The sequence below is a fragment of the Pantoea rwandensis genome, from assembly GCF_000759475.1.
GTDB lineage: Bacteria > Pseudomonadota > Gammaproteobacteria > Enterobacterales > Enterobacteriaceae > Pantoea > Pantoea rwandensis_B.
Window position 1 is genome coordinate 1,839,390 of the sequence record NZ_CP009454.1, and the last position, 19,883, is coordinate 1,859,272.

The 19,883-nt window shown below is 55.1% G+C and carries 22 protein-coding genes; 20 read left to right on the forward strand and 2 right to left on the reverse strand.

Annotated elements, in window-relative coordinates; genetic code table 11:
• Window positions 1–197: 197 nt before the first annotated feature.
• Genes ccmA through mlaA form a run of 10 tightly spaced genes read left to right on the forward strand, consistent with a single transcriptional unit; the run spans window position 198 to window position 7,955 of the window.
• On the forward strand, window positions 198–812 hold the full coding sequence (gene ccmA, locus LH22_RS08430; RefSeq protein WP_038645643.1) for a cytochrome c biogenesis heme-transporting ATPase CcmA: 615 nt from the start codon (window positions 198–200) through the stop codon (window positions 810–812).
• On the forward strand, window positions 812–1,471 hold the full coding sequence (ccmB, locus tag LH22_RS08435) for a heme exporter protein CcmB (protein ID WP_038649973.1): 660 nt from the start codon (window positions 812–814) through the stop codon (window positions 1,469–1,471). The genes ccmA and ccmB overlap by 1 nt, the downstream gene beginning before the upstream one ends.
• A 56-nt stretch (window positions 1,472–1,527) precedes the next feature.
• Window positions 1,528–2,268 (forward strand): heme ABC transporter permease, encoded by a 741-nt coding sequence (locus LH22_RS08440; RefSeq protein WP_034825278.1) that lies wholly within the window; start codon window positions 1,528–1,530, stop codon window positions 2,266–2,268.
• Complete coding sequence (ccmD, locus tag LH22_RS08445; protein WP_034825187.1) at window positions 2,265–2,498, forward strand: heme exporter protein CcmD; 234 nt, start codon at window positions 2,265–2,267, stop codon at window positions 2,496–2,498. The genes LH22_RS08440 and ccmD overlap by 4 nt, the downstream gene beginning before the upstream one ends.
• Window positions 2,495–2,980, forward strand: a complete 486-nt coding sequence (gene ccmE / locus LH22_RS08450) for a cytochrome c maturation protein CcmE (protein WP_034825185.1) — start codon at window positions 2,495–2,497, stop codon at window positions 2,978–2,980. The genes ccmD and ccmE overlap by 4 nt, the downstream gene beginning before the upstream one ends.
• The gene (locus tag LH22_RS08455) at window positions 2,977–4,935 is read left to right on the forward strand and encodes a heme lyase CcmF/NrfE family subunit (protein WP_038645645.1); all 1,959 of its coding nucleotides are present in this window, start codon (window positions 2,977–2,979) and stop codon (window positions 4,933–4,935) included. The genes ccmE and LH22_RS08455 overlap by 4 nt, the downstream gene beginning before the upstream one ends.
• The gene (locus tag LH22_RS08460; RefSeq protein WP_038645648.1) at window positions 4,932–5,489 is read left to right on the forward strand and encodes a DsbE family thiol:disulfide interchange protein; all 558 of its coding nucleotides are present in this window, start codon (window positions 4,932–4,934) and stop codon (window positions 5,487–5,489) included. Before LH22_RS08455 ends, LH22_RS08460 begins: the two co-directional genes overlap by 4 nt.
• Window positions 5,486–5,941, forward strand: a complete 456-nt coding sequence (locus LH22_RS08465; RefSeq protein ID WP_034825179.1) for a cytochrome c-type biogenesis protein — start codon at window positions 5,486–5,488, stop codon at window positions 5,939–5,941. The genes LH22_RS08460 and LH22_RS08465 overlap by 4 nt, the downstream gene beginning before the upstream one ends.
• Window positions 5,941–7,152, forward strand: a complete 1,212-nt coding sequence (gene ccmI, locus LH22_RS08470; RefSeq protein ID WP_038645650.1) for a c-type cytochrome biogenesis protein CcmI — start codon at window positions 5,941–5,943, stop codon at window positions 7,150–7,152. The genes LH22_RS08465 and ccmI overlap by 1 nt, the downstream gene beginning before the upstream one ends.
• Window positions 7,153–7,187: 35 nt before the next feature.
• Window positions 7,188–7,955, forward strand: coding sequence for a phospholipid-binding lipoprotein MlaA (gene mlaA, locus LH22_RS08475; protein ID WP_038645653.1), 768 nt, complete (start codon window positions 7,188–7,190; stop codon window positions 7,953–7,955).
• Window positions 7,956–8,000: 45 nt separating this feature from the next.
• Here the strand turns inward: mlaA and fadL are convergent, their stop codons facing one another.
• Window positions 8,001–9,284 (reverse strand): long-chain fatty acid transporter FadL, encoded by a 1,284-nt coding sequence (gene fadL / locus LH22_RS08480; protein WP_034825171.1) that lies wholly within the window; start codon window positions 9,282–9,284, stop codon window positions 8,001–8,003.
• 358 nt (window positions 9,285–9,642) lie between these two features.
• Between fadL and LH22_RS08485 the strand changes: the two genes are divergently transcribed.
• The 4 genes from LH22_RS08485 to sixA all read left to right on the forward strand — a co-directional run bounded on the left by LH22_RS08485 (window position 9,643) and on the right by sixA (window position 14,224).
• Entirely contained in the window at window positions 9,643–9,939 is a 297-nt protein-coding gene (locus LH22_RS08485; protein WP_075564061.1) for a YfcZ/YiiS family protein, read from the forward strand.
• 167 nt (window positions 9,940–10,106) lie between these two features.
• A complete protein-coding gene (gene fadI / locus LH22_RS08490) occupies window positions 10,107–11,417 on the forward strand; it encodes an acetyl-CoA C-acyltransferase FadI (protein WP_038645655.1) in 1,311 nt (436 codons plus the stop codon).
• Window positions 11,417–13,546, forward strand: coding sequence for a fatty acid oxidation complex subunit alpha FadJ (gene fadJ, locus LH22_RS08495; protein ID WP_038645657.1), 2,130 nt, complete (start codon window positions 11,417–11,419; stop codon window positions 13,544–13,546). Before fadI ends, fadJ begins: the two co-directional genes overlap by 1 nt.
• Window positions 13,547–13,741: 195 nt before the next feature.
• Window positions 13,742–14,224, forward strand: a complete 483-nt coding sequence (gene sixA, locus LH22_RS08500; RefSeq protein WP_038649978.1) for a phosphohistidine phosphatase SixA — start codon at window positions 13,742–13,744, stop codon at window positions 14,222–14,224.
• Between the two features lie 57 nt (window positions 14,225–14,281).
• On the opposite strand, the gene smrB is transcribed toward sixA, so the two are convergent.
• Window positions 14,282–14,830, reverse strand: a complete 549-nt coding sequence (gene smrB, locus LH22_RS08505; RefSeq protein WP_034825165.1) for an endonuclease SmrB — start codon at window positions 14,828–14,830, stop codon at window positions 14,282–14,284.
• Window positions 14,831–14,986: 156 nt separating this feature from the next.
• Here smrB and prmB point away from each other — a divergent pair, with 156 nt between their 5' ends.
• The 6 genes from prmB to LH22_RS08535 all read left to right on the forward strand — a co-directional run bounded on the left by prmB (window position 14,987) and on the right by LH22_RS08535 (window position 19,862).
• Window positions 14,987–15,919, forward strand: a complete 933-nt coding sequence (gene prmB, locus LH22_RS08510) for a 50S ribosomal protein L3 N(5)-glutamine methyltransferase (protein WP_038645659.1) — start codon at window positions 14,987–14,989, stop codon at window positions 15,917–15,919.
• Window positions 15,920–15,965: 46 nt separating this feature from the next.
• Window positions 15,966–17,051, forward strand: a complete 1,086-nt coding sequence (gene aroC, locus LH22_RS08515; RefSeq protein ID WP_038645661.1) for a chorismate synthase — start codon at window positions 15,966–15,968, stop codon at window positions 17,049–17,051.
• A 7-nt stretch (window positions 17,052–17,058) separates the two neighbouring features.
• Entirely contained in the window at window positions 17,059–17,883 is an 825-nt protein-coding gene (gene mepA, locus LH22_RS08520; protein ID WP_038645665.1) for a penicillin-insensitive murein endopeptidase, read from the forward strand.
• A 130-nt stretch (window positions 17,884–18,013) separates the two neighbouring features.
• Window positions 18,014–18,811, forward strand: a complete 798-nt coding sequence (locus LH22_RS08525) for a sulfite exporter TauE/SafE family protein (RefSeq protein WP_038645667.1) — start codon at window positions 18,014–18,016, stop codon at window positions 18,809–18,811.
• A gap of 67 nt (window positions 18,812–18,878) precedes the next feature.
• Entirely contained in the window at window positions 18,879–19,424 is a 546-nt protein-coding gene (locus LH22_RS08530) for an elongation factor P hydroxylase (RefSeq protein ID WP_034825153.1), read from the forward strand.
• 156 nt (window positions 19,425–19,580) lie between these two features.
• Complete coding sequence (locus LH22_RS08535) at window positions 19,581–19,862, forward strand: YfcL family protein (RefSeq protein ID WP_038645671.1); 282 nt, start codon at window positions 19,581–19,583, stop codon at window positions 19,860–19,862.
• The last annotated feature ends 21 nt before the right edge of the window (window positions 19,863–19,883 follow it).

Genomic DNA, 19,883 nt, shown 5'->3' on the forward strand with positions numbered 1-19,883 from the left:
TATCAAGGACGAAATGTTACTAAGATCCAAATTAAGAGTAACAAGATTTTAACTGAGGTGCTTTTTTGCACAGTTCCTTGATCTGATGCGCACGAATACCCCCTTTGAGGGAAGTGAGAGCAACCTCACAGGCTTCGGCCCACAGATTCATTGTGGTATTATCCCCGCCTTATTTCACAGCTGCGATTCCCTCTTTCATGCTCGAAGTCATTAATCTCTCATGCGTTCGTGATGAGCGAACCCTGTTTCATGGACTGAGCTTCCATGTGCAACCGGGTGACATTGTGCAAATTGAAGGCCCTAACGGGGCAGGAAAAACCTCACTGCTGCGTCTGCTGGCTGGTTTAAGCCGGGCAGAAGAGGGCGAGGTGATGTGGCAATCGCAGCCGATTCGTCAGCAGCGCGAAACATGGCATCAAAACTTGCTCTATCTTGGTCATCATCCTGGTGTGAAGTCGGTACTCTCACCTCTGGAAAACCTGCATTTCTGGCACGGCGATCGTGATGAAGAAGTGATTTTCGACGCGCTGGAGCAGGTGAACTTGCTGGGATATGAAGAAGTGCCGGTTGCACAGTTGTCCGCAGGGCAGCAACGGCGTGTAGCCCTGGCTCGCTTGTGGCTCAGCCCGGCTAAAATCTGGATTCTGGATGAACCGCTCACGGCCATTGATAAAGGCGGCGTGGAAAAATTAATGGCGCGTTTCGCTGAACATGCCGATAACGGAGGCGCAGTGATTTTGACTACCCATCAGGATCTGCCTGATGAGAGTGAATGCGTGCGCAAAATCCGCCTTATCTCGGAGTGGGCTTGATGTTAGGTCGCGTGATTCAGCGTGAGTTGAAAATTGCATTTCGCAGCGGTGCCGAGGTGATTAACCCGCTGTGGTTTTTCCTGATTGTTATCACGCTGTTTCCGTTAGGTATCGGGCCGGATCCTCAGCAGCTGGCGCGCATTGCGCCAGGCGTGGCGTGGGTTGCGGCATTGTTAGCCTCACTGCTGGCGCTTGAACGACTGTTCCGTGATGATTTTCTGGATGGTTCGCTGGAGCAACTACTTTTGCTACCCACACCGCTGCCCGTCACGGTGCTGGGAAAAGTGATTGCTCACTGGCTGATTACGGGCTTGCCACTGATTTTACTGTCGCCGCTGGCGGCACTACTCCTGTCACTGGATTTTGCTGGCTGGCGCGCGATGGCACTGACGCTATTACTCGGCACGCCAACCTTGAGTTTTCTTGGTGCGATTGGCACCGGTTTGACCGTTGGGCTGCGGCGTGGCGGCGTACTTCTGAGTTTACTGGTATTGCCGTTGTCGATACCTGTTCTGATCTTTGCCAGCGCGGCCATCGATGCCGCCGGTCAGGGATTGCCGATCGGAGGTTATCTGGCAATTCTTGGCGCGATGCTGGCAGTGAGCGCAACACTTTCGCCGTTTGCTACTGCTGCGGCTTTGCGCATTAGTCTGCATTAATCCGTGCTGCCCCAGAGCTGCCGGTATCCGAATTCTTTTTATTGTGAGCTATGCAAATGTGGAAATGGTTACACCAGTGGGCGAAGCCTGAGCGGCTTTACCAGCTATGCGGTCGCTTAATTCCCTGGTTCGCAGTGCTGGGCGTCGCCACGCTGCTACTTGGCTGGGTATGGGGCTTTGGCTTTGCACCGGCCGATTATCAGCAGGGCAACAGCTTCCGAATTATGTACATTCACGTGCCTGCGGCGATGTGGTCCATGGGTGTTTACGCCTCCATGGCGATTGCCGCGTTCATCGGCCTGGTGTGGCAGATGAAAATGGCGGATCTGGTCTCCGCAGCGATGGCGCCGATTGGCGCAGTATTTACTTTTATCGCGCTGGTCACCGGTTCTGCCTGGGGCAAACCGATGTGGGGCACCTGGTGGATTTGGGATGCCCGCCTAACCTCGGAGCTGGTGCTGCTGTTCATCTATATGGGGGTGATTGCGCTCTATCACTCGTTTGAGGATCGTCGCACCGCCGGTCGCGCTGCAGGCATCCTGATTCTGGTGGGCGTGGTTAACTTGCCCATCATCCACTTCTCGGTGCAGTGGTGGAACACCCTCCATCAGGGATCGTCTGGCATTTTGCAGCAGGCGATTGCGCCGAGTATGCGGACGCCGCTGCGCTGGGCCATTCTCGGTTATCTGCTGGTGTTTGGCGCGCTGACGCTGATGCGCCTGCGTAACCTGATTTTGTTCAGCGAGCGCCATCGTCCATGGGCGATCGATGTGGCTCAGGGAGGGCGCAAAGCATGACACCGGCTTTCTCATCATGGAGCGACTTCTTCGCCATGGGCGGCTATGCCTTCTATGTCTGGCTCGCCGTCATCCTCACGTTAATCCCTTTATTTGGTCTGGTGCTGCATACCCTGTTGTTCCGCCGCCGTTTGCTGGCAGAAATTCGCCAGCGTCAATCCAGGGAGCGCCGCATTCGCGCGGCCAAGTCGAAAAAAGCTGCCAGTGAAGCAGCAGGAGAAACCGTGTGAATATCCGTCGTCGTAACCGCCTGTATGTGGTGGTGGCGATTTTGGTCGGCTTAGGCCTGGCCACATCGCTGGTGATGTACGCGCTGCGTTCCAACATTGACCTGTTTTACACCCCGAGTGAAATTCTGTACGGCAAAGGCGAAGCGCATCAGATGCCGGAAACCGGGCAACGTCTGCGCGTCGGCGGCATGGTGATGCCTGGCAGCGTAAAACGCGACCCCAAAACGCTGGCTGTCTCTTTCAAGTTGTATGACGCCAACGGCGTGATCAGCGTAAGTTACGAGGGCATCTTGCCGGACCTGTTCCGTGAAGGGCAGGGCGTGGTAGCGCAAGGCGTGCTGGAAAGCGGCAACCTGGTCAATGCCAAAGAAGTGCTGGCAAAACATGACGAAAAATACACCCCGCCAGAAATTGAAGATGCGATGAAGAAAAACCACACAGGACCTGCAGCGACTTATCAGCAGGCAGGTGCTCAATCATGATGCCGGAAATTGGCAGCTTTCTGCTTTGCCTGGCGCTGGGACTCGCGCTGCTATTAAGTATTTATCCGTTGTGGGGCGCAACCCGTCAGGATGCACGTTTGATGGCGATGGCACGTCCGCTGGCGTGGGGCATGTTCGCCTGTATCGTTGCCGCCTTCGTGGTGCTGGTACATGCGTTTATCGTTAACGATTTCAGCGTGGCCTATGTCGCCACCAACTCCAACACCCTGCTGCCGGTTTACTATCGCATCGCGGCCACCTGGGGCGCGCATGAAGGTTCACTGCTGCTGTGGGTGCTGTTGCTCAGCACCTGGACGGTAGCTGTCGCAATTTTCAGTCGCGGTATGCCGCAGGATGCACTGGCGCGTGTGTTGTCAGTCATGGGGATGATCAATCTCGGCTTCCTGCTGTTTATTACGCTCACCTCGAATCCGTTTACTCGTACCCTGCCGAACTTCCCGGTTGATGGCAGCGACCTCAATCCGATGCTGCAGGATATCGGGCTGATTTTCCATCCACCCCTGCTCTACATGGGTTATGTCGGTTTCTCGGTGGCATTTGCGTTTGCTATTGCGTCATTGATGGCAGGGCGTCTCGATACCGCATGGGCGCGCTGGTCACGCCCGTGGACGACCGCAGCCTGGGTTTTCCTGACCATTGGCATCGTGCTCGGTTCGGCGTGGGCCTATTACGAACTGGGCTGGGGCGGCTGGTGGTTCTGGGATCCGGTCGAGAATGCTTCGTTCATGCCTTGGCTGGCCGGTACGGCGTTGATGCATTCACTGGCGGTGACAGAAAAACGGGGTAGCTTCAAATCCTGGACGGTGCTGCTGGCGATCACTGCATTTTCCTTAAGCCTGCTGGGCACCTTCCTGGTGCGTTCTGGCGTGCTGGTATCGGTGCACTCGTTTGCTTCCGATCCGGCGCGTGGCATGTTCATCCTTGCCTTCCTGGTGATTGTGATTGGCAGTTCATTGCTGCTCTATGCGATTAAAGGCGGCAAGGTGCGCAGCCGCGTGCAAAGCGAAACCTGGTCACGCGAATCCTTCCTGTTGGGTAATAACGTGCTGTTAATCGCCGCCATGTTGGTGGTGCTATTGGGCACGCTGTTGCCGCTGGTTCACAAGCAGCTGGGACTGGGCAGTATTTCCATCGGCGAACCGTTCTTCAACACCATGTTCACCTGGCTGATGGCACCGTTCGCGCTGATGCTCGGCATTGGTCCGCTGGTGCGCTGGCGCCGTGATGAGCCGCAAAAGTTGTGGAAACGCCTGGGTGTCGGTTTGCTGGTGACCTTGATCCTGTCGATCGCACTGCCGTGGTTGTTGCAGGATCGCATTGAAGCGATGACGGTGATCGGCCTGCTGATGGCGATATGGGTGATCTTGCTGACGTTGATGGAACTGCATGAACGCGCTACCCATCGCCACAGCTTCTTGAAAGGCCTGCGCCATTTAACGCGCAGCCACTGGGGCATGGTGCTGGGCCATTTAGGCGTTGCCGTGACCGTGGTGGGTATTGCTTTTAGCACACAGTACAGCGTTGAACGCGATGTACGCATGAAGTCAGGCGATACCGTGGATATCCACAACTATCACTTTATCTTCCGTGATGTACACAACCTGCAAGGGCCGAACTACAGCGGCGGTGTTGCCATTATCGATGTGACGCGTGACGGAAAATTTGAAGCGGTACTGCATGCTGAAAAACGGTTCTATACCGCAGCTCGCACCATGATGACCGAAGCGGCAATCAGCGGTGGTTTCACTCGCGATCTCTACGCGGCATTGGGCGAAGAGCTGGATGACGGTTCATGGGCGGTGCGGATCTATTACAAACCGTTCGTGCGCTGGATTTGGTTCGGCGGCGTGTTTATGGCGGTTGGCGGCCTATTGTGCCTGCTGGACCCGCGTTATCGTTCGCGCAAAAAAGCGCAGCAGGAGGAGCTGGCATGAGTAAGAAAATCTTGTTCATCCCGTTAGTACTGTTTCTGCTGCTGGCGGCCGCGCTGTTGTGGCAGCTGTCTCGCAACGCTAATGGTGATGATCCCACGCGTCTGGAGTCGGCGCTGATTGGTAAGCCGGTACCGGTTTTCAAACTGGAAGCGCTCGATAAGCCGGGCAAAATCTACGATCAGCAGGTTCTGACCGACGGCAAACCGATCCTGCTCAATGTCTGGGCCACCTGGTGCCCAACCTGCCGTGCGGAGCATCAATATCTCAACACGCTGGCTGAGAAAGGCATCCGGGTGGTTGGCCTGAACTACAAAGACGATCGCACCAAAGCGGTCACCTGGCTGAACACACTGGGCAACCCGTACGCGCTGAGCCTGTATGACGGTGACGGCATGTTAGGTCTGGATCTCGGCGTCTACGGTGCGCCGGAAACCTTCCTGATCGACGGCCACGGCATTATTCGTTATCGCCATGCGGGGGATATGAATGATCGCGTGTGGAACGAAGAAGTGAAACCGCTGTGGGATAAATACAGCAAGGGGGCCGGTGCGTGAAACGGCTGCTTCTGTTAATAGCGGGCATTCTGCTCAGCACCAGCCTATGGGCTGCCATTGATACTTACCAGTTCGATTCGGTACAGCAGGAAGAGCAGTACCGCGATCTCACCGGTTCACTGCGTTGCCCTAAGTGTCAGAACAACAGCATTGCCGACTCCAATGCGATGATTGCCGCAGACATGCGTCTGAAAGTGTATGAGCTGATGAAGCAGGGCCAAAGTCGCCAGCAGATCATCGATTACATGGTGGCGCGCTACGGCAACTTCGTCACTTATGAACCCCCGGTTACCCCTTCAACGCTGATTTTGTGGGTGGGGCCGGCGCTGTTTGTGGTGCTGGGCGGCTTGATTATTATTCTGCGCAATCGCCGGGGGAAAACCCGTAGCGATCTCGATGACGATGAACAACAACGCCTTGCGGCGATTCTTAAGCGTGACGGGAAGCCGTAATGACTGGATTCTGGATTACCCTGATTATTTTGCTGGTAGCGGCCTCGGCGCTGTTTCTCAGTGCAGGCTGGCGTCAACGTCAAGCCACTAGCGGCGATCGCGATCGCCTGAATACCGATTTTTACCAGCAGCGCCTGCGTGAACTCGAACGCGATGAAGAGGAAGGCGTGGTTGCCGAGCGTCCCGAGATGGTACGTGAACTGCAACAAACGCTGCTCACCGATGTGCCAAACGAGCACGCGGCTCGCATCCATCACAGTAGCCGTTGGGTGCTATTGCCGGGTTTGATTGTATTGTTGCTGGTGTCGGTTGGCTTTTACCTGAAGACCGGTGGACTGGCGCAACTGGCCGGTTGGGTTAGCGTACAGCAGGAGTACCCTCAGTTGCGTGCCCGTGTAATGGATCCCAAAGCGGCACCGTTAACCATGGAAGAGTTGGCTCGCCTACAATTAGGGTTGCGCACCTCATTGCAAGACGATCCGCAAAACCTCAATGACTGGACGATGCTGGGCCGCCTTGGCATGGTGCTGAATAACGCGACCAATGCCAGCCAGGCCTTCCAGCGCGCATTGCAACTGTCACCTGATAATCTGGAACTGCAGCAGGATTATGCCGAAGTCCTGACGCGCTCCAGCGATCCGCAGGACAACCGCCAGGCCAATGTGATGCTGAAAGATCTGCTAAAACGCGACCATAGCAACGTGCGCACCCTGAGCTTGTTGGCATTTAATGCTTTTGAGCAGCAGCAATATGATCAAGCGATTGGCGCCTGGCAGGTGATGCTGAAGCTTCTGCCCGCGGGTGACAAGCGCATTACCATGATAGAGCGCAGCATTGAACAAGCGAAAACTGATGCGGGACAGCAAAATAGTCACCTGGCATTGACGGTGAGTTTAACCTCGCAAGCAGAAAAAATGTTACCGCAAGGCGGAGTGTTGTATATTTCTGTGTCTGACGGTGTTTCACCGGTGCCTGTGGCTGTGAAGCGTTTACCGCTGAGCCATTTCCCGTTATCGCTCACGCTGGATGACAGCAACGCCATGATGCCCGATCGCCTGCTTTCGGCGCAGCATCAGGTGCAGGTCAGGGTGCGTATTTCGCGCGATGGTAGCGCCAATCCTCAGTCGGGAGACTGGTTTGGCTTAAGCGCGATCACCCCCTGGGATGGTCATCAGCAACTGGCTGTGGAGATTAATCAACAGCAGCCCTGAAGCGATACATTATTCAACCGCACAGGGAGATAAGAATGAATAACCGCCTGACCGGTCTGGCGCTGGCCAGCTTGCTGCTGGTGGGTTGTGCCAGTTCCAAACCGGCCGATCCAACGCAGCCTGCGCAGCGTAGCGATCCGCTCGAAGGCTTTAACCGCACGATGTTTAATTTCAACATGAACGTGCTGGATCCTTATGTGGTGCGCCCGGTGGCGGTTGCCTGGCGTGACTATGTGCCGGTGCCTGCGCGCAGTGGCATGAGCAACTTCCTCGGCAACCTGGATGAACCTGCCAGCATGCTGAATTCGATTCTGGTGGGTGAACCGCGCCAGGCAGGAATCCACTTCACACGTTTCTTCCTCAATACCGTATTGGGCTTGGGCGGATTTATCGATGTGGCGGGCAAAGCGAATCCTGAACTGGCGCGAGAAGTTCCGCACCACTTCGGGAGTACTCTGGGTCGTTACGGGGTGGGCTATGGTCCTTATGTGGTTCTGCCGGGTTATGGCAGCTTCACGGTGCGTCAGGATGGCGGCGACTATGTCGATACGCTTTATCCGGTGCTGAGTTGGCTGACCTGGCCGATGTCGATTGGTAAATGGACACTGGAAGGTGTGGAAACACGTGCACAGCTGTTGGATTCCGATGGCATCCTGAAACAGCAGCAGGATCCGTATGCGTTTATCCGCAACGCTTACTTCCAGCGTAATGATTTCCTCGCCAACGGCGGAAAGTTAAAACCGGAAGAGAATCCGAACGCCAGTGCGATTCAGGATGACTTGAAGGACATCGATTCACAGTAACAAAAATGGCGACCGCATTGGTCGCCATTTTTTTCGAGCTAACTATCAGAACTTGTAGTTAAAGTTCGCGCCGTACAGCCAGGCTTTACCCTCGGAGTTAAAGGTATAAGGGCCTTCTTTCACGGTGACTTTCTGGCCGTGCATGTAAGAGATACCAAGGTCAACTGACGCATTTTCGTTGAAAGCGTAAGAAGCACCGGCGCTCAACCACAGACGGTCCTGATCCGGAATTGAGATCGAGCGTTTGTCAGCGGGAACCGGGCTGTCATCAAACGCGATACCGGTACGGAAGGTCCAGTTATCGTCGTAGAAGTAAGTGGTACCCAACGCGATGCGATAGGCATCTTTAAAGCCTTCATCCTTATAGAACAGCGTCTGGCCGTTGCTGCCCGTGGCCTTCAGTTCCTGGAACTGGCTCCAGCTGGTGTAGGTCAGGCTGTAGTGCACGGCCCACTGCGGAGCGACTTTGTGCCAGCCCGACACTTCCCACATTTCTGGCAGGTTCAGCGTGAGTGAACCCGGAATGGTCTGGCCGCTGGTGCCGTATGGCAGGCCTAAGGCAATCGCCTGCGGTGTACCGTTATAAGCGGTTGGAATGCTGCTCTTATAATCGCCGTCAAAGTCGATTTTTACTTCTGAACGATAGGTGAAGCCGAAGCGGTTGTTTTTATCCACTTCATACAGGATACCGGCGTTCCAGCCGTAGCCCCATTCATCACCTTTCAGGTGGGCAACCTGAGTATCAGCTGGCATGCCGACGCGAGCGCCTGCTTCACCCGCATAACGTTCGATTTTTGCTTTAGCGTAAACCGCATCAAAGCCAACACCAAAGCTGAAGTGCTCATTCAAACGATAAGCCGTGCTAAGGTTAAAGTTACCTGTCATCAGGTCGGTTTTACCACCGTAGCCGCCAGCGGTGTAACCGTCATTGAACTCTGTCGCCAGACCATAGTTAGAGGTGACGGATGCGCCTACCCACCACTGATCGTTAATCGGATGAACATAATGGAGGTTAGGGATCCACTGATTCGGTGCGATGTTTTTCGCATTCAGGCTGTTGCCGGTTGGGCTCTGGCCGCTGATATCAACTTCCGGATCAATATAAACAGTACCGATGGAGAAAGAAGGGCGATCCATCAATGCCATGGTCGCCGGGTTACGACTGGCAGATGCGGCGGTATCGCCCATCGCACCTTCACCCGAATAAGCACGACCTAAACCAATTGCTGAGAATTCATTAAGTTGAAAGCCTGCGGCGTAAACTTGGGAAGAAATAAGTGCCACTGCAGCTGCCACAGCTGACTTTGCAAACAGGTTCTTATGGTTCATGACCACAACCTCATCTAGATTTATTATTAAACGTTGTTACGTCGCGTAACAAAGGACGGCGGATTGTAGGGACTGATGACAAAGGCACATATCAGACCAGTGCGACGAGTATAGGTCTGACCTGTGTATTTGTTGCAATAATGTTTTTTAAATATTTCCGATTTGATCGATAAAATCAGATCTGCTTAACAAAATCTTGTCGATGCCCATCTAGCATAGCGGTCAAATTTGTTCTGGATCAATTTTTAGTGTGATATTCGTCACTTAGCCGCTGAGAGATAGAAGCCAGGCCGCGCGGGGCGTACACTTTGTGTCAGAAAATGATCCGATTGTGTCTATTTATCGTCAGGAGAAAACAATGACTGATGCCATTAAAAAATGCAGTGCCACGGAAACGGCGGCTTGCTGCTGCGTAGATGTTGGCACCGTAATGGACAATACCGATTGCACGGCGAGCTGGTCTGGCGCTTTTGCCGATCGTCATGCGGCTGAAGCGATGCTGAAGCACCTGACGGACAAAGCGCGTCAGGTTGAATCCGAGCCTTGCGTGATTCAAGCCGAGTTCGTTGAAGAAGCGCCAGGCATACGCCTGAATGTTGATTTCACTTTTGCCTGCCAGGCTGAGACCCTCATTTTTCAACTCGGCTTACGCTAATCCTGTCGCTGCCGGAAGCCCTTCCGGCAGCGTTTTCTCTTTTTCGTGTCTTCCCTCGCACTTTTTTTCTTCTGTTATTGGCGACTTAGCAACACCTGGTTAACACTGATGATCAGGTCAGACCTGTTTGGCAATGATGCTACGGTCGTAAATTACAGGTGAGTGCAATGAGCAAAGCGCAGCCGCTGCTGACGCGTCAGGGCGAACGTATCGCCATAACCCATGGATTACGCACGCCTTTCGCCCGTCAGGCGAGTGATTTTCATGGCATTTCCGCGCTGGAGTTGGGGCGCATGGTGGTGTCAGAACTGATGGCACGCAGCGAGTTACCGGTAGACGTTATTGACCAGCTGGTATTCGGCCAGGTGGTGCAGATGCCGGAAGCGCCTAATATTGCGCGCGAAATCGTGCTGAGCAGCGGATTGAGCGTTCACACCGATGCTTACAGTGTCAGTCGTGCCTGTGCCACCAGTTTTCAGGCGGTGGCGAATGTGGCGGAAAGCCTGATGGCGGGCACCATTGATGCAGGTATTGCCGGTGGTGCAGACTCCTCATCGGTACTGCCTATTGGCGTCAGTAAAACGCTGGCGCGCGCGCTGGTCGATCTCAACAAAGCGCGAACCTTTAGCAAAAAGCTGCAAATTCTACGCCGCCTGCGCCCCCGTGATTTGCTACCGGTGCCTCCTGCGGTGGCGGAGTATTCCACAGGTTTACGTATGGGGGATACCGCCGAGCAGATGGCGAAAACCCATGGCATCACGCGTGAGCAGCAAGACACCCTGGCGTTGCGCTCACATCAGCATGCAGCGCGTGCCTGGCAATCAGGCGTGCTGGCGCAGGAAGTGATGACTGCCTTTGTACCGCCATGGAAAGCACCGATCGAGCAGGATAACAACATTCGCTTTAACGCCAGCGCCAGCGATTACGCCAGGCTGCGACCAGCTTTTGATCGCCACCACGGTTCTGTCACGGCAGCCAACAGCACACCGCTAACGGATGGCGCCGCCGCAGTGATTTTGATGCGTGAAGGCCGCGCACGTGAGCTGGGGATTACCCCGATCGGCTATCTGCGCAGCTACGCGTTTACCGCGATTGATGTCTGGCAGGACATGTTGCTGGGTCCTGCTTACGCCTCGCCGCTGGCGCTGGATCGCGCGGGTATCACGCTCAATGACCTCACGTTAATCGATATGCACGAAGCCTTTGCTGCGCAGACGCTGGCGAACCTGAAAATGTTCCGCGATGAGCGTTTTGCGCGCGAGGTACTGAATCGCCCGCATGCCTTGGGTGAAGTCAATGAAGAACGTTTCAATGTGCTCGGCGGCTCCATTGCTTACGGCCATCCGTTTGCTGCCACTGGCGCGCGCATGATCACCCAAACGTTGCATGAACTGCGGCGGCGCGGCGGGGGATTGGGCTTGGTAACCGCCTGTGCAGCAGGCGGATTAGGCAGTGCAATGGTTCTGGAGGCCGAATAATGAGTGCATCTGCATTCCATTTACATATGCGCCTCGATCATGTCGGCATCATCACCATCGACGTGCCGGGCGAAAAGATGAACACGTTAAAAGCGGAGTTTGTCCCACAAATAAAAGCGGTGCTGGCTGAAGCGCGCAGCAATCCCAGATTGGCGGGATTGGTATTGATCTCTGGCAAAAGCGATAACTTTGTTGCCGGTGCAGATATCAGCATGATCGCGGATTGTCAGACGGCAGAAGAAGCGGAAGCCCTGGCGCGACAGGGGCAAGAGGTGATGGCGCAGATAGCGGCATTGCCCTTCCCGGTGGTTGCGGCAATCCACGGTGCCTGTCTTGGCGGCGGGCTGGAGTTGGCGCTGGCCTGCAGCGCACGCATCTGCACGCTGGATGATAAAACCCGCTTGGGCCTGCCGGAAGTGCAGTTGGGCTTGTTACCTGGCTCAGGCGGGACGCAGCGCCTGCCAAAACTGATTGGTGTGCCGCAAGCGCTACCGCTGATCCTGAGTGGTAAACAGCTGCGTGCTAAACAGGCCTTGAAACTGGGTGTCGTTGATGATGCGGTGCCACAATCCATCTTGCTGGAAACGGCGATTGCACGTGTGCATAAAGGAAAGATCGTTCGCCGTGAGCTGTCACGTCGTGACCGCCTGATGCAGGCGCCACTGGCACGCTCGCTGTTATTCGCGATGGCAAAACGTCAAACCGACAGCAAAACGCAGGGCAATTACCCTGCGGCGGATCGCATTCTGCAGGTGGTGCGCACGGGTCTGGAGCAGGGCAGCGATGCCGGGCATGCAGCGGAAGCGCGTGCCTTTGGTCAGCTGGCGATGACACCAGAATCTGCGGCGCTGCGCAGTCTGTTTTTTGCATCGACCGCGATGAAGAAAGAAACCGTGGCCGAGGCTGAACCACGCACATTGCAACGCATCGGCGTGCTCGGTGGCGGATTAATGGGCGGTGGCATTGCCAGCGTGACGGCGCTGAAAGCCGGTTTGCCAGTAAGGATTAAAGACGTCAATCTCAATGGTTTGAACCACGCATTGCAATATAGCTGGGACCTGCTGAGCCAAAAAGTGAAACGGCGTCAGCTTAAACCGGCTGAGCGTCAGCAGCAGATGGCGCGTATCAGCGGCGGTATCGATTATCAGGGGTTCAGCCAGCGCGATTTGGTGATTGAGGCGGTATTTGAGGATTTGGCCCTGAAGCAGCAAATGGTGGCGGATATCGAAAGTCACTGTCAACCGCATACCATCTTTGCTTCCAACACCTCCTCGTTACCGATTGGTGATATTGCCGTCAACGCGCAGCGTCCCGAGAATGTCATTGGCCTGCACTATTTCAGTCCGGTGGACAAAATGCCGCTGGTGGAAGTGATTCCGCATATGGGTACGTCGGCAGAAACGCTAGCGACCACGGTGCAGTTAGCGCGCCAGCAGGGTAAAACAGCGGTGGTAGTGGCCGATAAACCCGGTTTTTACGTCAATCGCATCCTCGCGCCCTATATAAATGAAGCCATGCGCTGTTTGATGGAAGGGGAGCCGGTGGAGCATATCGATCGTGCGTTAGTGAAGTTCGGTTTTCCGGTCGGGCCGTTACAGTTACTGGATGAAGTTGGCATTGATGTCGGCAGCAAAATCAGTCCGATTTTGCTGCAGGCTTATGGCGAGCGTTTCAGCGCACCCGATGCGGTGAATGCCATCCTGGCCGATGGCCGCAAAGGGCGTAAAAACCAGAAAGGATTTTACCTTTACAACGCGGCTCGCTGGCCGAGAAAACGCAACGTCGATGACTCAATTTATAGCCTGATTAACGTCAAGCCGCAGGCAAAGCAGAGCGAAGAACAGATTGCACAACGCTGCGTGATGATGATGCTGAATGAGGCCGCACGCTGTCTGGACGAGTCTGTGGTGCGCAATGCTCGGGATGGTGATATCGCGGCGGTATTTGGCATCGGCTTCCCGCCTTTTCTTGGCGGGCCGTTCCGCTATATGGATCAACGCAGCGCCAGCGAAATCGTCAATACATTACGTGCATTAATGCAGCAACATGGCGATCGTTTCGCGCCCTGTGACGCTTTAATGGCAATGTCAGAAGCGCAAACGAATTTTTACACTTCTGCACAAATTTGAATAGGCGCACAGATTCAGCGGGTTAGTTATGGTGCCATGAAGAAGGTGGTGCGGCACCATTCTGAGATGTGCTTATTTAATAAACAACCGGTTGACTATACTGAAGCCATTGGGGTAAAACACAGCGTTCATTCGCAGAATGAAGCGTCTGGTGCTGTGGTACCCGACGATATCGACAAACAACAGCGGTGCTTTATGCAAGTTTTTATCATGCGTCATGGCGATGCAGCTCTGGAAGCAGCGAGTGATTCAGTACGCCCACTCACAATCTGTGGCTGTGACGAATCGCGCCAGATGGCGAGCTGGCTAAACGGCCAGGCGCTGGATATTGAAAGGGTATTAGTCAGCCCTTATCTTCGTGCAGAGCAGACGCTCGCCACGGTACGCGAGGCACTGAAGCTGCCAGAAGGGCAGGATGTGCTGCCAGAGCTGACGCCGGGTGGCGATCCGGGCATGGTGGCCTGCTATCTGCAGGCGCTGGCGCAGCAGGGGGTTAAATCAGCTTTAGTGATTTCGCATCTGCCGCTGGTGGGCTATCTGGTTTCAGAGCTCTGCCCGCAGGAAGCGCCTCCGATGTTCGCTACGTCGGCAATTGCCTGCGTGAATTTTGATGCAGAGGCCTGTGAAGGCAAACTGGAGTGGCAGGTCAGCCCGTCAAAACTGGCTAAAGCAATGTAAACTCGCCGTGCGTGAGATCTCTATGGGCCGCCTTCTGCGGCCCTTTCCTTTTTAGAGCTAAGGCAGTTCCGGCGGTTGCCACTCCTCAACTTCAATCAACACCAGCAGAGCGGCATCACCGCCAAACAGCTTCGGTGCCTGATGAAATGCCATGACGTGCGGATGTTGCGCCAGCCACAGCGGTGTTTGCTGCTTGAGGATATGCTTGCCGTGCCCGGTCATCACGCTGGCACAAAACAGGTGTTCACGGCGGCAGGCGGCAATGAGCGCCCCCAGCTCCTGTTTGGCCTGCTGCTGCCTTAAACCATGAAGATCGAGAAAAATCTCTGGCGTGTAATCGCCGCGTCGCAATTTCTTCAGCTCGTAATGACTGACATCCGCGCGCACATAACGCATCGGCCCCTCGCTGGAGAGCAAAGGCTGAAACTCATCTGAGAAGTAGTGACTGTTATCGGCTTGCTCGGAAAGCAGTCTTTTCAGCGGGACTTCGCGGGTTTTCACTACCGGTTTGTGCACGATAGTGTCTTGTTTCAGTTTACGCGTTCCGCTCATCAACTCACGAAACAGCGCCTGATCGTCCTGGTTTAGGGGCGTCTTCTTACTCATGGCTCAAAATAGGGTTAGAGGGCTGGTTAACAGCCGGTGGCATACCTTAACGCTTAGCGTTAACAAATGTCAGCTTTTTCGCCTTGCTGCGCTGAATTCTGCCCGGCTTCGTGGCACACTATCGGCCGATTGATTTTAAGGCCTGCGGAGGGCTACGTGGACAAGATTTTCGTCGATGAGGCAGTGAGTGAACTGCACACCATTCAGGATATGCTGCGCTGGGCTGTCAGCCGTTTTTCGGCGGCAGGCATTTGGTACGGCCACGGCACGGATAATCCCTGGGACGAAGCAGTCCAACTGGTTCTGCCTACGCTCTGGCTGCCGCTGGATATCCCCGAAGATATGCGCAATGCGCGCCTGACGGCCAGCGAGCGTCACCGCATTGTTGAACGTGTGATTCGTCGCGTAAACGAGCGCATTCCGGTGGCCTATCTCACCAATAAAGCCTGGTTCTGTGGTCACGAGTTCTATGTCGATGAACGCGTGTTAGTGCCACGTTCACCGATTGGCGAGCTGATTGAAAACCGCTTTGCCGGACTGATCGGTGAACAACCGCATCACATCCTCGACATGTGTACCGGCAGCGGCTGCATCGCGATTGCCTGCGCTTACGCCTTCCCGGAAGCGGAAGTCGATGCGGTGGATATCTCCACTGATGCGCTGGCCGTGGCCGAGCAAAACATTGAAGAACACGGTTTGATCCACCACGTCACGCCAATTCGCTCCGATCTGTTCCGTGGACTGCCGCAGGTCAAATATGATCTGATCGTCACCAATCCACCGTACGTGGATGCGGAAGATATGGACGATCTGCCGAATGAATATCGCCATGAACCGGAACTGGGCCTGGCAGCAGGCAGTGATGGTCTGAAGCTGGTGCGCCGAATTCTCGCCTGTGCGCCGGATTATCTGAGTGAGCAGGGCGTGCTGATTTGCGAAGTGGGCAACAGCATGGTGCATATGATGGATCAGTACCCGGATGTGCCGTTTACCTGGCTGGAATTCGATAACGGCGGTGACGGCGTGTTCATGCTGACGCGCGAGCAGATCGTCGCGGCTCAGCATCACTTCTCCTTCTACAAAGACTAAAAAATGGGGCGAAACATCGCCCGCAACATCGTAACAAGGAACCACAATGGCCGGTAACAGCATTGGACAAGTTTTTCGCGTGACCACCTTTGGCGAGTCGCATGGTATTGCGCTGGGCTGCATCGTTGATGGTGTGCCGCCAGGCATTCCGCTCACGGAAGCGGATATTCAGCACGATCTCGATCGTCGCCGTCCGGGCACATCGCGTTATACCACGCAGCGCCGTGAACCGGATCAGGTGAAAATTTTGTCCGGCGTATTTGAAGGTGTCACCACCGGCACCTCTATCGGCCTGCTGATTGAAAATACTGACCAGCGTTCGCAGGATTACGGCGCAATCAAAGATCTGTTCCGACCCGGCCATGCGGATTACACCTACGAGCAAAAATATGGTCTGCGTGATTATCGCGGCGGTGGGCGCTCCTCAGCGCGCGAAACCGCGATGCGCGTGGCTGCGGGTGCGATTGCCAAAAAATATCTGCAAATGAAGCATGGCATTCAGGTTCGTGGCTATCTGGCACAGATTGGTGATGTGGCCTGCGAGCTAAAAGACTGGAGCATCGTTGAAGAGAACCCGTTCTTCTGCCCGGATGCCTCTAAGCTGGATGCGCTGGACGAACTGATGCGCGGCCTGAAGAAAGAGGGTGACTCGATCGGTGCCAAAGTCACGGTGATGGCGGAAAACGTGCCACCGGGACTGGGCGAGCCGGTATTTGATCGTCTGGATGCCGATTTGGCTCATGCATTGATGAGCATCAACGCGGTAAAAGGCGTGGAAATCGGTGACGGTTTTGCGGTGATTAACCAGCGCGGTAGCCAGCATCGCGATGAGATTCGTGCCGACGGTTTCCAGAGCAACCACGCGGGTGGCATTTTGGGTGGCATCAGCAGCGGCCAGACCATCAGTGCGAACCTGGCAATGAAACCCACTTCCAGCATCACCGTGCCGGGTAAAACCATCACGCGTGAGGGCGAAGAAGTGGAGATGATTACTAAAGGTCGCCACGATCCTTGCGTGGGCATTCGTGCGGTGCCCATTGCCGAAGCGATGATGGCGATTGTGTTGATGGATCACCTGCTGCGTCAGCGTGCGCAGAACGGCGACGTCAACAGCAGCGTTCCGCGCTGGTAAGCCACTGATGCGCCGCCTGCTCACTATCGTTGCCGCGCTGTTGTGCAGTGCGACTGCCTTTGCTGCCACGCCCTGGCAGCAAATTCATCAGCCGATTGCTGGCAGCCCACAGTCGATTGGCGGGTTTGCCAATGGCTGTATTGTCGGCGCACAGCAACTGCCTCTCAATTCACCTAACTATCAGGTCATGCGCCAGGATCAGCGGCGTTATTACGGCCATCCCGATCTGATTGCTTTTATTCAACGTCTTAGTACCCAGGTGCATCAGTTGCAGCTGGGGCAAGTGTTGATTGGTGATATGGGCATGGCGGCCGGCGGGCGTTTCAGCAGTGGGCATGCCAGCCATCAAACCGGGTTGGATGTCGATATCTGGTTGCAGCTGCCGCAAAATCGCTGGACGGCGCAACAGCTGCTGAAGCCACAGCCGCTGGATTTGGTGGCACCGGATGATAAGCAAGTGATTGCACGTCATTGGCAGCCGCAGATTGACAGCCTGATCAAGCTGGCGGCGAAAGATGACGAAGTAACTCGCATCTTCGTCAATCCGGCGATTAAAAAGCAGCTTTGTGCAGATGCCGGAAGCGATCGTGCATGGCTGAATAAAGTGCGCCCGTGGTTTGCCCATCGTGCCCACATGCACGTGCGTCTGCGCTGTCCGGCAGGCAGTCTGGAGTGCGAAGATCAGGCAGCACCGCCGCCGGGTGATGGTTGTGGCGCAGAGTTAGACAGTTGGTTCCTGCCGAAAAAACCGGGTAGCACGCCGCCTGTGAAGAAAACGCCGCCGCCGTTGCCACCCTCCTGTCAGGCACTATTAGATCGTCATTTACTCTAGCCTTGACGCTTCCTGTTGCAGCAGCATTGGCAACGTTCTCTCTCCCACGCACGGATGTTTGTGAGACCAGGAGAGAGCACGGATGCCCAGCCTGCAATAAGAACGGTCGGGTTAACTTTACGAGAAAAAAATGGACCTCTTTGTTGTTAGCCCACTGTTGCTGGGCGTGTTGTTTCTGGTTGCGGTGCTGGCAGCGTTTATCGACTCCATCGCCGGCGGTGGTGGCTTACTCACCGTTCCTTCATTACTCGCTGCGGGGCTCTCTCCTGCTCAGGCTTTAGCCACCAATAAGTTGCAGTCGGTAGGCGGATCTTTCTCTGCCAGCCTCTATTTTGTGCGTCGCGGCGCGGTGAAACTGCGTGAACAGCGACTGAACATTGCCATGACCTTTATCGGCGCAGTCTGTGGCACGGTTCTGATTCAGCATATTCAGGCGGAGGTGCTGCGACAAATTCTGCCGCTCCTGCTGATCACTATCGGTTTATGGTTCCTGCTGATGCCGCGGCTGGGCGAGTCGGATCGTGAACATCGCCTGCAGGGGATCGCTTTTGCGCTGGTCGGCGGTGGTTGCGTCGGTTTTTACGACGGCTTTTTTGGTCCGGGTGCCGGTTCATTCTATGCATTGGCGTTTGTGACGCTATGTGGCTTCAATCTTGCCAAGGCCACCGCCCACGCCAAAGTCCTAAATTTCACCTCCAATTTCGGCAGTCTGCTGTTCTTTATGTTCGGCGGAAAGGTGGTGTGGGGCACAGGCGTGATCATGTTGATTGGCGCATTCGTGGGTGCGCGTATCGGCGCCAGACTGGTGCTGAGCCGGGGTCAGAAGCTGATCCGCCCGATGGTGGTGACGGTATCCGCCGTGATGAGCGCCAAATTATTGTGGGATAGTCATGGCAGCGCGTTGCTGGCGTGGATAGCCACGCTGTAAAGCAGTACTCGTCAAGAACGGCTGCCAATGCGACAATGGCGCTAATTTTTTTAAAGATTAAAATATTATGAGTACAGAACATCATTACCAGCAGCTGGTGGATATTTTTGATGGCTGCTTTGTTGAAGACTTTCAGACCCGTCTAATTAAAGGCGATGACGAACCTATTTATCTTCCAGCGGATGAGGAATCACCGTGGAACCGCGTGGTGTTTGCTCACGGTTTCTACGCCAGCGCGCTGCACGAAATTTCTCACTGGTGTATTGCCGGTGAAGCGCGTCGCAAGCTGGTGGATTTTGGTTATTGGTACTGCCCGGATGGGCGGGATGCGCAAACGCAAAGTCAGTTCGAATCAGTGGAAGTCAAGCCACAGGCGCTGGAATGGTTGTTCTGTGTCGCAGCAGGCTTCCCCTTCAATGTCAGTTGTGACAACCTCGAAGGCGATTGTGAACCCGACCGCATCGCATTCCAGCGCAAGGTCCATGCTCAGGTGATGACCTATTTTGAGCAGGGTATCCCGGCACGTCCGGCTCGCTTTATCGATGCGTTAGCCAGCTATTACGGTACGCCAGCACTGACGGCGGCACACTTCCCGTGGCCGGAAGATTTGTGATTCGCAAATATATTATTAATGACCCAAAGTCACCCGCGTTGCAGCATGACGGCGAATGAACAAACCCCGGGAACGCGAACCAGCGTGTAACGGGGTGAGAGCGTGATGCCAGCGCAGTAGCGGCGCGGCGTATCAAGGGTAATAAGGAACAAGACGATGATCGTAGAATTCGAATCCCGCATCCTGGCATTGATTGACGATATGGTTGATCACGCCAGTGACGACGAGCTGTTTGCCGGTGGCTATCTGCGTGGTCATCTGACCCTGGCGGTGGCTGAGATTGAAATCAGCGGTGAGCACACACCTGAAGCGCTGCAAATCCATGTGACCAACAGCCTGCAAAATGCGATTGCGGCGGGGGAACTGTCACCGCGCGATCAAGCGCTGGTGATTGGCATGTGGGATAATTTGTTCCAGCAGGCGCGTCAGAACGCCTGATAAGTCGGGGCGACCGCTCGC

Excerpts from the sequence above, each read along its gene's own strand:
- LH22_RS08525 (WP_038645667.1), top strand. The coding sequence starts at position 18,014 with ATGGACCTCTTTGTTGTTAGCCCACTGTTGCTGGGCGTGTTGTTTCTG.
- mepA (WP_038645665.1), top strand. The coding sequence starts at position 17,059 with ATGCGCCGCCTGCTCACTATCGTTGCCGCGCTGTTGTGCAGTGCGACT.
- fadI (WP_038645655.1), top strand. The coding sequence starts at position 10,107 with ATGAGCAAAGCGCAGCCGCTGCTGACGCGTCAGGGCGAACGTATCGCC.
- ccmI (WP_038645650.1), top strand. The coding sequence starts at position 5,941 with ATGACTGGATTCTGGATTACCCTGATTATTTTGCTGGTAGCGGCCTCG.
- fadL (WP_034825171.1), bottom strand. The coding sequence starts at position 9,284 with ATGAACCATAAGAACCTGTTTGCAAAGTCAGCTGTGGCAGCTGCAGTG.
- mlaA (WP_038645653.1), top strand. The coding sequence starts at position 7,188 with ATGAATAACCGCCTGACCGGTCTGGCGCTGGCCAGCTTGCTGCTGGTG.
- ccmD (WP_034825187.1), top strand. The coding sequence starts at position 2,265 with ATGACACCGGCTTTCTCATCATGGAGCGACTTCTTCGCCATGGGCGGC.
- ccmB (WP_038649973.1), top strand. The coding sequence starts at position 812 with ATGTTAGGTCGCGTGATTCAGCGTGAGTTGAAAATTGCATTTCGCAGC.
- LH22_RS08530 (WP_034825153.1), top strand. The coding sequence starts at position 18,879 with ATGAGTACAGAACATCATTACCAGCAGCTGGTGGATATTTTTGATGGC.
- ccmA (WP_038645643.1), top strand. The coding sequence starts at position 198 with ATGCTCGAAGTCATTAATCTCTCATGCGTTCGTGATGAGCGAACCCTG.
- LH22_RS08485 (WP_075564061.1), top strand. The coding sequence starts at position 9,643 with ATGACTGATGCCATTAAAAAATGCAGTGCCACGGAAACGGCGGCTTGC.
- LH22_RS08455 (WP_038645645.1), top strand. The coding sequence starts at position 2,977 with ATGATGCCGGAAATTGGCAGCTTTCTGCTTTGCCTGGCGCTGGGACTC.
- LH22_RS08460 (WP_038645648.1), top strand. The coding sequence starts at position 4,932 with ATGAGTAAGAAAATCTTGTTCATCCCGTTAGTACTGTTTCTGCTGCTG.
- aroC (WP_038645661.1), top strand. The coding sequence starts at position 15,966 with ATGGCCGGTAACAGCATTGGACAAGTTTTTCGCGTGACCACCTTTGGC.
- smrB (WP_034825165.1), bottom strand. The coding sequence starts at position 14,830 with ATGAGTAAGAAGACGCCCCTAAACCAGGACGATCAGGCGCTGTTTCGT.
- sixA (WP_038649978.1), top strand. The coding sequence starts at position 13,742 with ATGCAAGTTTTTATCATGCGTCATGGCGATGCAGCTCTGGAAGCAGCG.
- fadJ (WP_038645657.1), top strand. The coding sequence starts at position 11,417 with ATGAGTGCATCTGCATTCCATTTACATATGCGCCTCGATCATGTCGGC.
- LH22_RS08440 (WP_034825278.1), top strand. The coding sequence starts at position 1,528 with ATGTGGAAATGGTTACACCAGTGGGCGAAGCCTGAGCGGCTTTACCAG.
- LH22_RS08535 (WP_038645671.1), top strand. The coding sequence starts at position 19,581 with ATGATCGTAGAATTCGAATCCCGCATCCTGGCATTGATTGACGATATG.